Raw genomic sequence first — 12888 nt, forward strand, 5'->3', positions numbered from 1 at the left:
TGCGCCACTTTGGCGCAAGCCGCCGACCCCGCCGCCTTATTCGCTGTAGAAGTTTTGCGCGCCGGCAAAATTGTCGAACTTCGTGTATTGACCGTGGAACGTGAGCCGAACGGGTCCGATCGGACCGTTACGCTGCTTGCCGATAATGATTTCGGCAGTGCCTTTGTCGGGGCTATCAGGGTTGTAGACTTCGTCGCGATAAATGAACAGGATGACGTCCGCATCCTGTTCGATAGCGCCCGATTCGCGCAGGTCCGACATCACCGGACGCTTGTTAGGGCGCTGCTCCAGACCGCGGTTGAGCTGCGAGAGCGCGATCACGGGCACGTCCAGTTCCTTCGCAAGGCTCTTGAGCGAGCGCGAGATTTCCGAAATTTCGGTCGCCCGGTTCTCGCCCGTCGACGACCCGCTCATGAGTTGCAGGTAGTCGATGATGATGAGGCCGAGCTTGCCGCACTGGCGCGACAGGCGTCGCGCGCGCGAGCGCAGTTCCATCGGGTTCAGGCCGCCGGTTTCGTCGATGAAGATCTGCGCCTCGCTCATCTTCTGCACGGCGTGCGTGAGCTTCGGCCAATCCTCGTCGGTCAGACGGCCCGTACGCATGCGGTGTTGATCCAGCCGCCCCACCGACCCGAGCATACGCATGATGAGCTGCGTGCCCGGCATTTCCATGGAGAACACCGCCACCGGCAGGCCGTACTCCACGGCCACGTATTCGCCGACGTTCATCGAGAACGCGGTCTTGCCCATCGAGGGGCGCCCCGCCACGATGATCAGCTCGCCGCCGTGCATGCCCGAGGTCATGCGGTCGAGGTCCATGAAGCCCGTGGGCGTGCCCGTCACGTCGCTCGGGTTGGCCGTGTGATAAAGCGTGTCGATGCGCTCGACGACCTGGGTGAGCAGCGGCCCGATTTCGAGAAAGCCCTGCGTGCCGCGCGCGCCGTCCTCGGCGATGGAGAACACCTTCGACTCCGCCTCGTCGAGCAGCTGGCGCACTTCCTTGCCCTGCGGATTGAAGGCGTCGGCGGAAATCTCGTCGGCGACGGAAACGAGGCGGCGCAGCACCGCGCGGTCACGGACGATTTCCGCATAGCGGCGGATGTTCGCCGCGCTCGGCGTGTTCTGGGCGAGCGCATTCAGATACGCGAGGCCGCCCACGTCGTCGGCCTTGCCCGAGGTGCCGAGCGCCTCGTACACCGTCACCACGTCGGCCGGGCGCGTGGCCGCGATCAGCCGGCCGATATGCTCGAAGATGATGCGGTGATCGTAGCGGTAGAAGTCGCTTTGCGAGAGGAAGTCGGCAATCCGGTCCCAGGCGGCGTTATCCAGCAGGAGACCGCCGAGCACCGATTGCTCGGCTTCGATCGAATGCGGCGGGACCTTTAGCGAGTCGAGTTGGGGATCTTTCGGAGCGTTCATGGAGGGCAATTATCGGGCAAGGGGGTGCCTCGAACAAGCTGGAAAACTGGCAACAAGCGTCCAGGCGGCGCGCAACAAAAAAGGCAGAAGCCCTGCGGCTCCTGCCCTTTCTGAGTCTTGCGTCAAACCCGTGCGGCCCCAGCGAGCCGCACGTCGTGCTTAGGCGTGCTCGCCCAGCACCGACACCGTGACGTCGACGAGGACGTCGGTGTGCAGCGAAACCTGCACCGGGTGGTCGCCCACCATCTTCAGCGGGCCTTCCGGCAGACGCACTTGCGCCTTTTCCACTGCGAAGCCAACCTTGCCGAGTGCTGCGGCGATGTCGGCGTTCGTGACCGAACCGAACAGACGGCCGTCCACACCGGCCTTCTGGCCGATCTGGAGCGTCAGGCCGTTCAGCTTTTCGCCTTCGCCTTGTGCAGCTGCCAGCTTTTCAGCGGCGGCCTTTTCGAGTTCAGCGCGGCGAACTTCGAATTCAGCGATTGCGTCCTTCGTTGCGCGGCGTGCTTGCTTGTTCGGGATCAGGAAGTTACGTGCGTAACCGTCCTTCACCTTGACGATGTCGCCGAGGTTGCCCAGGTTGACGACTTTTTCCAGAAGAATGATCTGCATTCTATTGCTCCTTATCGCGTCGTCTTGTTAGGCCTTGTGCTGGTCGGTGTACGGCATCAGCGCGAGGAAACGCGCGCGCTTGATAGCCGTGTCCAGCTGACGCTGATAGTGGGCCTTCGTACCCGTCAGACGAGCCGGCGTGATCTTGCCGTTTTCGCCGATGAAGTCCTTCAGCGTGTCGAGGTCCTTGTAGTCGATCTGTTCGACGTTTGCAGCCGTGAAGCGGCAGAACTTCTTGCGCTTGAAGAGCGGGTTTTGTTGCTGACGACGCTTGTCGAATTTCTTACCAGTCGGGCGGGGCATGATTAGTCCTTTCCTGTGCCTTGCATTTCGGTGATGTGAAACACCAGGGTTCGCGCGTTGCGGTGCTTTTTCGCCAGAAAACCGGTGAAGAGCGCTTCCACGCCCATCTCGCAGCTTTCCACGAGACCGCAGGCCTTGCCGGCCGCCACCGCGGGCATCGTGAGTTCGACGAAGCGGGGAATGCCGGCTTCGACGACCTCAGTGCGGTGCTGCAACGTGACGCTTGCGATCGGAACGCCGGCGGGGGTGTACCGCACCGGTTCGCGTTCGACGACGCTAGCCGTGAGTTGCAGCCTGTTCACGCAGTTGGCTTAGGCAAATGAGCTCGAATCCTGATGGCTTGTGTAATTAAGCCTGCGCTTCGGTCGGCTGAGCAGCCGCCTTCTTGGCTTCTTCGCGCTGCACTTCCTTCATCATCGGCGACGGACCGGTTTCGGCCTTCTTCATCTTGACGATGAGGTGACGCAGAACAGCGTCGTTGAACTTGAACGCGTGTTCCAGTTCGTCGAGCGTGGTCTGGTCGCATTCGATGTTCATGCAGACGTAGTGAGCCTTCGCGAGTTTCTCGATCATGTAGGCCAGTTGACGACGGCCCCAGTCTTCGATGCGGTGGATCTGACCACCGTGCGAGGTGATCGTGCCCTTGTAGCGCTCGATCATGGCGGGCACTTGCTCGCTCTGATCGGGATGCACGATGAAGACGATTTCGTAATGACGCATATTCACTCCTTGTGGATTAAAGCCACCCGGGCGTCGGAACCGGTGCGGCAAGTGAGAAGCCGAAGATTGTAGCGCGGATGGGCTACGCACGCAAGGCAGATCATGCGTTTGCGCGATGATTCGGGCGTGTTTTCAATGACTTGCGCGGCTAGCCGCCAGCGGCCTCGCTCGCGCCCGCCGTCAGACGGGCGTCGAGCGCCGCGCGCAGGCCGTCCAGTGCGTCCGCGCCGGCGTCCGTCACGGCCCACCACGTCATGCCCGCCGCCTGCCAGCGCTGGAGCGCGTAGCCGTCGCTCGTGTGCGGCGGCGCGGCGCCCGACACGGCGGCGCCGCTCGCGCCGGGGGGGAACACATAGACGTCGATCACGTGCTTGCGATAGTGATAGACGAGCACCGCCACCCGCTCGCGCCCCACATAGTCGAGGCGGCCGCCCGCCAGCGCAAAACCCTGCTGCGCGAGATCGAACACGGGCGGCGCGTAGTCGATGCGGCCGTTGAACCACGGCTTCACGGTGTGACGGTCCGTCGAGATGACGTCGAGGTCGCGGCCCGAGATCTGGGCGCGCACATGGCTCGACACGAGGTCGTCGACGAAAGCGGCGTCCGTGGCCGGGCGGCGCAGATGCAGCGTGGCGATCACGGCCAGCGCGCAAAGGATCAACACGGCGCAACCGAACCACGCGAGCGTCGCCGCGCGCGGGCCTTGCAGAGGGCCTTGCATCGCACCCGGATAGCCGCGGCTGCCGGCCGCCGCCCCATCGCGCGGCCACCAGCCCCGCAGCCAGTCGCGCCACCCCGAATCGCGCGCACGAGAAGGCGCAGACGTCGCGGGCGCGGCGTCCGTGGCGGGCAACGCGGCGACGATGCGCGCCGCGAGCCCGGCGGGCGCGCGGTGATAGGGCGCGGTGCGAATCACGCGGGAAATGGCCTGCGCGTCGTCGGCGGCGCGGCGGCATTGCGCGCAGCCGGACAGATGCTCGCGCACGCGCCATTCGTCGGCGGCGGAAAGTTCTCGATCGACGCTCGCGTCGACCAGCGGGCGCGCTTCGTTACAGTTCATCGGGCGCCTCCGTGGTGTGGCTCTCGGGGCGCGGCCGACGGCGCAATGGCGCTCCGCCGTCGGCGGCCGGCTCCTCGCGGAACCGACCGCCGGTCCCCCGGCCGGATGGTCTCCTGGCTTGACTGCTTTCCCCTGCTCCTGACTTGTCGCCCGCGCAATCCTGGGCGCGACCGACCGAATCGTTTCCTGCTTCGCCAGCCGTCGCCCGGCCGCGCTCGTCCGCGCTCTGCCCGCGATAATCCGCCAGCAGTGTCGCGAGGCGCCGCCTGCCGCGCGCCAGGCGCGACATCACCGTGCCCACGGGCAGGTCGGCAATCGCCGCGATCTCGCGGTAGCCGAGTTCTTCCAGTTCGCGCAGCACCAGCACTTCCCGAAACTCCACCGGCAGGCGCTTGAGCGCGTCGTGCACGTGGCGCGAGTCCTCGGCGCGAATCGCGAGCGTCTCGGGATCGACGCCGCCGGTCTCCCAGCCTTCGAGCGGTGCGTCGTCGCGCAATTCGTCGAACGGCGCCACCTCTTCGGCGCCCGCGCGCCGCCGCCATTCGTCGTACCAGACGCGCCGCACGATCGCGAGCAGCCAAGGGCGCGCCTCATCGCCGCGAAAGGCGTCGAAGAAGCGAAACGCCCGCAGAAACGCCTCCTGGACAATGTCCTCGGCGTCGCGCGGATTGCGCGAAAGCCAGCGCGCGAGGTTGTAGGCCGCATCGAGATGCGGCAGCGCCAGCGCCTGAAAGCGGCGGCTGCGCCCTGCCTCGTCCTGCTCGTACGCGGCTTCGCCCACGTCGTCCCCTCGCGTCTTCGTCTGTCTCGCGCGACCTCGGCCGCCCTGCAAGCACTACCAACGCTGGGCCAAGTTTATTCCCGCCGTGTCCACACGAAAGCGAAAAATAAATCGGCAATGCGCGCCGATGCGCTGCCCGACGCCTTCACGCCTGGCCGGCTGCGCCTTCACTGCGCGCCGGTCCAATACCCCGGGCGCGCGTAGACCTCCTTGAGGTAGTCGATGAAATAGCGCACGCGGGCGGGCACATAACGCTGCTGCGGGTACACCGCGAGGATGTCGTACTCGGGCAGCGCGTACTCGTCGAGCACCGTTTCCAGTTCGCCGCGCGCGAGTTGCGCGTCGATTTCCCAGGTCGAGCGCCAGCCAAGGCCGAGGCCCTCGGTCACCCAGCGGTGCAGCAGCTCGCCGTCGTTGCAGTCGAGCGTGCCGCCCACGCGCACGGTCACGAGCTTGCCGTTGCGGCTGAAGTACCAGCCGCGGTTTTGTCCGCCTTGCAGGTTGAAGGCAAGACAATTGTGGCCCGGCAGGTCTTCGAGCGCCTGCGGGCGGCCGTGCTTGCGAAAGTACTCGGGCGTGCCGCACACCACGCGGCGGTTCGAAGCAAGCTTCACGGCCACGAAATTAGGATCCACCGCGCCGCCGATGCGGATCGACAGGTCGTAGCCTTCGCGCACGAGATCGACCACGCGGTCGGTGAGATTGAACGACACCTGAAGTTCGGGCTTGTCGGCGAGAAATTCGGGCGCGAGCGGCGCGACGTGCTTGCGCCCGAACGCGGCCGGCGCCGAGACGATCAGATGCCCGCTCACCACCTGCCGCCCGGCCGAAAGCTCGTTCTCGGCCTGATCCCAGTCAGCGAGCAACCCGCGGCAACGTTCGAGAAACGCCCCGCCCTCCTCGCTCACCACGAGCCGCCGCGTCGAGCGGTAGATGAGCTTCACGCCCAGGCGCTTTTCGAGCGCGTCGATGCGCCGCCCGAGTATGACCGGCGAGACGCCCTCCTCGAGCGCCGCCGCCGCGAGACTGCCCGCGTCCGCGACGCGCACGAAGGTTTCGATCTGCTTGAAGCGGTCCATTTCCTGTCTCCATGGTCCGGACGCGCGCCGCAAGCGCCGTCCCACCTGCATTCCATACTTTTTGTTTCGGAATAAACGACCTGGACTGATCTTATCAAACCTTTCCTGCGGCTCTAAAGTGGGCCTCAACCGCTTAGCCATTCCTTGCATACGCGACATTCAGGAGACAATCATGGCCAAAATGAGAGCCGTCGACGCCGCCGTTCTGGTGCTCGAAAAAGAAGGCATCGATACCGCTTTCGGCGTGCCGGGCGCAGCCATCAATCCGTTCTATTCGGCGATGAAGAAGTCCGGCGGCATCAGCCACGTGCTGGCACGCCACGTTGAAGGCGCCTCGCATATGGCCGAAGGCTATACGCGTGCCACGCCCGGCAACATCGGCGTGTGCGTCGGCACCTCGGGCCCCGCGGGCACCGACATGATCACGGGCCTGTATTCCGCGTCCGCCGACTCGATTCCGATTCTCGCGATCACGGGCCAGGCGCCGCGCGCCCGCCTCTACAAAGAAGACTTCCAGGCCGTCGACATCGAATCGATCGCCAAGCCCGTCACCAAGTGGGCCGTGACCGTGCGCGAGCCCGCGCTCGTGCCGCGCGTGTTCCAGCAGGCGTTCCACCTCATGCGCTCGGGCCGTCCGGGCCCGGTGCTGGTCGATCTGCCGATCGACGTGCAACTCGCCGAAATCGAATTCGACATCGACACCTATGAGCCGCTGCCGGTCTACAAGCCGCGCGCGAGCCGCAAGCAGATCGAAGCCGCGCTCGAACTGCTCAACGCGAGCGACAAGCCGTTGATCGTCTCGGGCGGCGGCGTGCTCAACGCGGCGGCCGAAGACCTGCTCGTGCAGTTCGCAGAAACGGTGGGCGTGCCCGTGATCCCGACGCTCATGTCGTGGGGCGCGATTGCCGACGACCACCCGCTCATGGCCGGCATGGTCGGCCTGCAAACCTCGCACCGCTACGGCAACGCCACGATGCTCGCCTCCGACTTCGTGCTCGGCATCGGCAACCGTTGGGCGAATCGCCATACGGGTAGCGTCGAGGTCTACACGAAGGGCCGCAAGTTCGTGCACGTCGACATCGAACCGACGCAGATCGGGCGCGTGTTCGGCCCGGATCTCGGCATCGTGTCGGACGCGAAGGCCGCGCTCGAACTCTTCGTCGAAGTCGCGCAGGAATGGAAGGCCGCGGGCAAGCTCAAGGACCGCAGCGCGTGGGTGGCCGATTGCCAGGAACGCAAGCGCACCCTGCACCGCAAGACGCACTTCGAAAACACGCCGATCAAGCCGCAGCGCGTGTACGAAGAGATGAACAAGGCGTTTGGCCGCGACACCTGCTACGTGAGCACGATCGGTCTTTCGCAGATCGCGGGCGCGCAGTTCCTGCACGTGTACAAGGCGCGCAACTGGATCAACTGCGGCCAGGCAGGCCCGCTCGGCTGGACGATTCCGGCGGCGCTCGGCGTGCGCGCAGCCGACCCGACGCGGCCCATCGTGGCGCTTTCCGGCGACTACGACTTCCAGTTCATGATCGAAGAACTGGCCGTGGGTGCGCAGTTCAAGATGCCGTATGTGCACGTGGTCGTGAACAACTCGTACCTCGGCCTGATCCGCCAGGCGCAGCGCCAGTTCGACATGGACTTCTGCGTGCAGCTCGCGTTCGAGAACATCAACGCACCCGAGTTGGAAGGGTATGGCGTCGATCACGTGGCGGTGGCCGAAGGGCTCGGCTGCAAGGCGCTGCGCGTGTTCAAGCCGGAAGAAATCGCACCGGCCCTGAAGCAGGCTCAGGCGCTTGCCGCCGAGCACAGCGTGCCGGTCGTCGTCGAGGTGATTCTGGAGCGCGTGACCAATATCTCGATGGGCACCGAAATCGACTCGATCAACGAGTTCGAGGAACTTGCAGAAAAGCCCGAGCACGCACCGACGGCGGTCGCTCTGCAATCCTGACGATTTAGCGTGATTGCCTTGCTCCGCTTTTCGCACTCAGCCCTGACGTGCGAAAAGCGGCCTCTCACCCACTCATTGCCCCGAGAGACACACCCATGCCGAAATTTGCCGCGAATCTCACCATGCTGTTCAACGAAGTGCCCTTCCTCGACCGCTTTGCCGCGGCGGCGCAAGCGGGCTTCGACGCCGTGGAGTTCCTGTTCCCGTATCCGTTCAAGGCGGCCGATCTGGCCGAGCGCCTGGAAGCGAACGGCTTGAAGCTCGTGCTCCACAATCTGCCCGCCGGCAACTGGGAAGCGGGCGAACGCGGCATTGCCTGCCTGCCCGATCGTCGTGGCGAGTTCCAGGAAGGCGTGGGCCGCGCGATCGACTATGCAAAGGCGCTGAAGGTGCCGCAACTCAATTGTCTCGTCGGCATCCCGACGGCGGGCATTGACCGCGAAACGGCACTCGCCACGATCGTCGAGAACCTGCGCTACGCCGCCGGCGAACTCAAGCGCGAAGGCATCCGTCTGCTGGTCGAGCCGTGCAACGCGTACGACATTCCCGGCTTCGCGCTGAACCGCTCGGCCGAAGCGCTCGACGTGATCGAGAAGACCGGCTCGGACAACCTGTTCCTGCAATACGACATCTATCACATGCAGCGCATGGAAGGCGAACTCGCCGCGACGATCAAGAAGCACTTCGCGAAGATCGCCCATATCCAGCTCGCCGACAATCCTGGCCGCAACGAACCCGGCACGGGCGAAATCAACTACCCGTTCCTGTTCGACCTGCTCGACACGCTCGGCTATGACGGTCACATCGGCTGCGAGTACAAGCCGCGCACGACGACCGTCGAAGGCCTCGCCTGGCTGCGCAGCGCGAAGCAACGCACCGCCGAACTCGCGTGATTCACGCGACACCCCCGAATTCGCTTTAACGGAGACACACAAGATGGCAAAGATTGGCTTTATCGGACTCGGCATCATGGGCGCGCACATGGCGCGCAACCTCATCAAGGGCGGTCACACGCTCGCCGTGAACGGCAAGTTCCCCGTGCCCGACGACCTGCGCGCGCAAACCGAGGTCGTCGCCGATTCGACGGCCGTCGCGAAGGTGTCGGACATCGTCATCGTGATGGTGCCGGACACGCCTGATGTCGCCAACGTCCTGTTCGCCGACGACGGCGTGGCCAAGGGTCTTTCGGCTGGCAAGCTCGTGATCGACATGAGCTCGATCTCGCCGCTCGAAACGCAACAGTTCGCGAAGCAGATCAACGCACTCGGCTGCGACTATCTCGACGCGCCGGTCTCGGGCGGCGAAGTCGGCGCACGCGAAGCCACGCTCACGATCATGGTGGGCGGCCCGCAGAAGGCGTTCGAGCGGGCCTTGCCGCTGTTCGAGCTGATGGGCAAGAACATCTCGCTCATCGGCGACAACGGCGCGGGCCAGACCTGCAAGGTGGCGAACCAGATCATCGTCGCGCTGAATATCGAGGCCGTGGCCGAAGCGCTGCTGTTCGCGGCGCGCTCGGGCGCCGACCCCGAGCGCGTGCGCAAGGCGCTCATGGGCGGCTTTGCTTCGTCGCGCATTCTCGAAGTGCACGGCGAACGCATGACGAAGCGCACCTTCGACCCTGGCTTCCGGATCGAGCTGCACCAGAAGGACCTGAACCTCGCCATCGACGGCGCACGCAAGCTCGGTCTCGCCCTGCCGCACACGGCCAGCGCGCAGCAACTCTTCAGCGTGTGCGCGGCGAACGGCGGCAAAGCGTGGGACCACTCGGCGATGATCCGCGCGCTCGAGATCATGGCGAACTTCGAGATCGCGCAGCCGCAAGCGCAAGTGAAGGCGGCCTGAGCCAGCGTCAGCAGCAGCATGAAGGCGGTTCGCGCGACGCGACGCGCGAGCTGCCCGCAGGACCGGATCACGCATACCGGCTCGCGCGCCATCACTACGGCGCACGAGCCTCCCGTGGGGCGCTTCGCGGCGGCGGCAACCGCCGCGAGGCAAATCGGTGCCGCTCTGGGCTGAGGGCGGCCAGTGGGGTCCGAAAGCGGCGCCCGGTGACGACGGGGAAGCCTTGGTCGGTCAGACGTCGTCATCGGGTGTCCGCGCGTCGGATGCCCTTTTTGTTTTGCTCCTGCACTTCCCCCACGTTTCACACTCTTTGACGCGGCTCCGATGGACGCCTTCACGACCGCGTTTCTAGAATCGTGCTTTCATCCGGCTGTCATGCAGACGGGTCAAGGTGGACGCGAACGCGTGAACACCCAGTCATTTCCAGCACGTGAGGAGTGTGATCGATGGGCATCGTCAATTTCATCAAGGAAGCCGGCGAAAAGCTGTTCGGTGCGGTCGCAACGCCCGCCGCCGCACAACCGGCCGCGGCACCGGCCAACGCCGCTGCCAATCTCGCCGCGCTGAACCAGAAGGCCGGCGACGCGATCGCGGCCTATATCCGCTCGCAGGGTCTCGACGCCGACAACCTCGGCGTGGTCTACGACGGCGTCTCGCACACCGTGACGGTCACCGGCAACGCCGCCGACCAGCCGACGAAAGAGAAGATTCTCGTCGCGGCAGGCAATGTGCAGAACGTCGACAAGGTCGACGACCAGATGACCGTGACGAATCCGGCCGCCCAGGCGCAGCACCACACGGTGGTGTCCGGCGACAACCTCTGGAAGATCGCCGAGAAGTACTACGGCAGCGGCGCGAGGAACGACGCGATCTTCCAGGCGAACACGCCGATGCTCAAGAGCCCGGACAAGATCTATCCCGGCCAGGTGCTTGTGATTCCGCCGCTCCGGTAAGCACACCCGGGCACGGCCGCAAACGAAACGGGCCTGGCGAAGATACGTCAGGCCCGTTTTCTTTCACGCGAGATTTCGTGCTGCTTCGCGCTTTTAACGCGCTTTTAACGCGCTTTTACATCAGAACGTATCGAATACGTGCTGCAACGACGCCTTGTCGGTCATGCCGGCGGCAAGCGCGAGCAGCAGCAGCACACGCGACTTGTACGGGCTGAGCGTGCCGGAGGAAACAAAGCCGAGCGCATCGTCCTTCGCCGCGCCGTTATGCATGACATGGCCGGAGCCCACGCGTGAGGCGCGCACCACGGGCACGCCCTTGCTCGCAGCCTCGGCCAGCGCCTGCTGCAACGCGCCGTGAATCGAGCCGTTGCCGGTGCCCGCCACAACGAGACCGTCCACCCCCGCGGCCACGAGCGCTTCGACGGCCGCGCGCGAGACGCCCGCGTAACTCGTCACGATCTCGACCTGCGGCCATGGCACGCTTGCGCTGAACGGCGCATCGACCGTATGCGGGCGCAGCGCGCGGCGCTGGAATTCCACCCGGCCGTCCTGCACCCAGCCCAGCGCGCCGATTTCCGGCGACTGGAACGCGTCCACCGCATAGGTGCTGAACTTCGCGACGTCGCGCGCGCAGTGAATGCGGTTGTTGAACGCCACGAGCACGCCCTGCCCCGCCGCCGCCTTGCTCGCGGCGAGCGTAACGGCGTTGAGCAGATTGAGCGGACCGTCGGCCGAGAGCGCCGTGGCCGGCCGCATCGCCGCCGTCAGCACACAAGGCTTCGCGCTCTTCACCGTGAGTTGCAGCAGGTACGCCGTTTCTTCGAGCGTGTCGGTGCCGTGCGTGATCACCACGCCGTCGATGTCGTCGCTCGCGAGCAGTTCGTTCACGCGCTGCGCGAGCGTGCTCCATAGCGCGAGCGACATGTCCTTGCTGTCGATGCTCGCGACCTGCTCGGCGTGAATCCGCGCGACGGCGTCGAGACCCGGCACGGCCGCCAGCAGTTGCGCGACGCCGATCACGCCCGCCTGGTAGCCGGCGGTGTTCGCGGCGTCGGCCGCGGAGCCCGCAATGGTGCCGCCCGTGGCGAGCACGGCGATGCACGGGAGCGGCCGGCCCGCCGCCGCCGATGAGGAAGTCGAAACGGAAGTATTCATGGCGGCGATTTTAAGCGATCCGCCGCCGCCCGGAAAATCCGTCCGTCTTTAACCCACTTCGCGCAGCTGGCTCGCGATCTGCTGCTCGGAGAGCTGCGGCGCGAACATCTCGATGAGCCGGTACGCGTACTGGCGCAGAAACGCGCCCTTGCGCAGACCGACGCGCGTCGTGCTCGCCTCAAACAGATGCTCCGTGTCGAGCGCGACGAGTTCGGTGTCGCGCTTCGGGTCGTAGGCCATTGCCGCGACCACGCCCACGCCCATGCCCAGTTCGACGTAGGTCTTGATCACGTCGGCGTCGATGGCGGTGAGCACCACGTCGGGCACCACGCCGACCTTGGCGAACGCCTGGTCGATATGCGAGCGGCCCGTGAAGTCCTGGTCATAGGTGATGATCGGATACTCGGCCACGTCTTCGAGCGTGAGGTTCTCGCGGCCCACGAGCGGGTGCGTCTTCGGCACCACAACCACGTGATGCCACGAATAGCACGGGAACGTCACGATGTCCGGGAAGCGATCGAGCGCCTCGGTCGAAATGCCGATGTCGGCCTCGCCATTGATGATCATCTGCGCAATCTGCTGCGGGTTGCCCTGGCGCAGCGCGAGATGAACCTTCGGAAACACCTCGCGGAACTGGTGCACGACCTTCGGCAGCGCGTAGCGCGCCTGCGTGTGGGTCGTCGCCACCACGAGGTGGCCGCTGTCCTGGTCCGCGAACTGGCGCGCCACGCGGCGCAGGTTTTCTGCGTCGAGCAGCATGCGCTCGATCAGTTGATGTACCGCCTTGCCCGGCTCCGTGAGACCGGTCAGACGCTTGCCGCGGCGGATAAAGATATCCACGCCGAGCTCGTCCTCGAGATCCTTGATCTGCTTGGAAACACCCGACTGCGACGTGTACAGCACGTTCGCCACTTCGGTCAGGTTCATGTTCTGCCGCACGGCTTCGCGCACGAAACGCAACTGCTGAAAATTCATGGTCTTCTCTCCGATACTGCTGACCGATTATTCGTTTTAGT

At 65.1% G+C, this 12888-nt stretch carries 14 protein-coding genes; 4 read left to right on the forward strand and 10 right to left on the reverse strand.

The window, feature by feature from the left end; all coding sequences use genetic code 11:
• Positions 1 to 36 precede the first annotated feature (36 nt).
• From C7402_RS38280 to C7402_RS38315, 8 genes are all read right to left on the reverse strand, one after another.
• Positions 37 to 1419, reverse strand: coding sequence for a replicative DNA helicase (locus tag C7402_RS38280; protein ID WP_112176942.1), 1383 nt, complete (start codon positions 1417 to 1419; stop codon positions 37 to 39).
• A gap of 159 nt (positions 1420 to 1578) precedes the next feature.
• A complete protein-coding gene (gene rplI / locus C7402_RS38285; protein WP_112176941.1) occupies positions 1579 to 2031 on the reverse strand; it encodes a 50S ribosomal protein L9 in 453 nt (150 codons plus the stop codon).
• A gap of 27 nt (positions 2032 to 2058) precedes the next feature.
• A complete protein-coding gene (rpsR, locus tag C7402_RS38290; protein ID WP_027797225.1) occupies positions 2059 to 2334 on the reverse strand; it encodes a 30S ribosomal protein S18 in 276 nt (91 codons plus the stop codon).
• A gap of 2 nt (positions 2335 to 2336) precedes the next feature.
• Positions 2337 to 2636 carry a primosomal replication protein N gene (gene priB, locus C7402_RS38295; RefSeq protein ID WP_028204898.1) on the reverse strand — a complete coding sequence of 100 codons (300 nt, stop codon included), beginning with the start codon at positions 2634 to 2636 and terminating at the stop codon, positions 2337 to 2339.
• A 46-nt stretch (positions 2637 to 2682) separates the two neighbouring features.
• Positions 2683 to 3054, reverse strand: coding sequence for a 30S ribosomal protein S6 (gene rpsF / locus C7402_RS38300; RefSeq protein WP_028204897.1), 372 nt, complete (start codon positions 3052 to 3054; stop codon positions 2683 to 2685).
• A gap of 148 nt (positions 3055 to 3202) precedes the next feature.
• Positions 3203 to 4114, reverse strand: a complete 912-nt coding sequence (locus C7402_RS38305) for an anti-sigma factor family protein (RefSeq protein WP_116614232.1) — start codon at positions 4112 to 4114, stop codon at positions 3203 to 3205.
• Positions 4104 to 4895 (reverse strand): RNA polymerase sigma factor, encoded by a 792-nt coding sequence (locus tag C7402_RS38310; protein ID WP_112176938.1) that lies wholly within the window; start codon positions 4893 to 4895, stop codon positions 4104 to 4106. The genes C7402_RS38305 and C7402_RS38310 overlap by 11 nt, the downstream gene beginning before the upstream one ends.
• A 167-nt stretch (positions 4896 to 5062) precedes the next feature.
• The gene (locus tag C7402_RS38315) at positions 5063 to 5974 is read right to left on the reverse strand and encodes a LysR family transcriptional regulator (RefSeq protein WP_116614233.1); all 912 of its coding nucleotides are present in this window, start codon (positions 5972 to 5974) and stop codon (positions 5063 to 5065) included.
• A 172-nt stretch (positions 5975 to 6146) separates the two neighbouring features.
• Between C7402_RS38315 and gcl the strand changes: the two genes are divergently transcribed.
• The 4 genes from gcl to lysM all read left to right on the forward strand — a co-directional run bounded on the left by gcl (position 6147) and on the right by lysM (position 10717).
• Positions 6147 to 7922, forward strand: a complete 1776-nt coding sequence (gene gcl, locus C7402_RS38320) for a glyoxylate carboligase (protein ID WP_116614234.1) — start codon at positions 6147 to 6149, stop codon at positions 7920 to 7922.
• A 95-nt stretch (positions 7923 to 8017) separates the two neighbouring features.
• A complete protein-coding gene (hyi, locus tag C7402_RS38325; protein WP_116614235.1) occupies positions 8018 to 8815 on the forward strand; it encodes a hydroxypyruvate isomerase in 798 nt (265 codons plus the stop codon).
• A gap of 43 nt (positions 8816 to 8858) precedes the next feature.
• Entirely contained in the window at positions 8859 to 9764 is a 906-nt protein-coding gene (locus tag C7402_RS38330) for a 2-hydroxy-3-oxopropionate reductase (RefSeq protein ID WP_116614236.1), read from the forward strand.
• 446 nt (positions 9765 to 10210) lie between these two features.
• Positions 10211 to 10717, forward strand: coding sequence for a peptidoglycan-binding protein LysM (gene lysM / locus C7402_RS38340; protein WP_112176933.1), 507 nt, complete (start codon positions 10211 to 10213; stop codon positions 10715 to 10717).
• 120 nt (positions 10718 to 10837) lie between these two features.
• Here the strand turns inward: lysM and C7402_RS38345 are convergent, their stop codons facing one another.
• Complete coding sequence (locus C7402_RS38345) at positions 10838 to 11872, reverse strand: asparaginase (RefSeq protein WP_116614238.1); 1035 nt, start codon at positions 11870 to 11872, stop codon at positions 10838 to 10840.
• Positions 11873 to 11920: 48 nt separating this feature from the next.
• On the reverse strand, positions 11921 to 12847 hold the full coding sequence (locus tag C7402_RS38350) for a CysB family HTH-type transcriptional regulator (protein ID WP_112176931.1): 927 nt from the start codon (positions 12845 to 12847) through the stop codon (positions 11921 to 11923).
• Positions 12848 to 12888 lie beyond the last annotated feature (41 nt).

The sequence above is a fragment of the Paraburkholderia unamae genome, from assembly GCF_003096875.1.
Taxonomy (GTDB): domain Bacteria; phylum Pseudomonadota; class Gammaproteobacteria; order Burkholderiales; family Burkholderiaceae; genus Paraburkholderia; species Paraburkholderia unamae.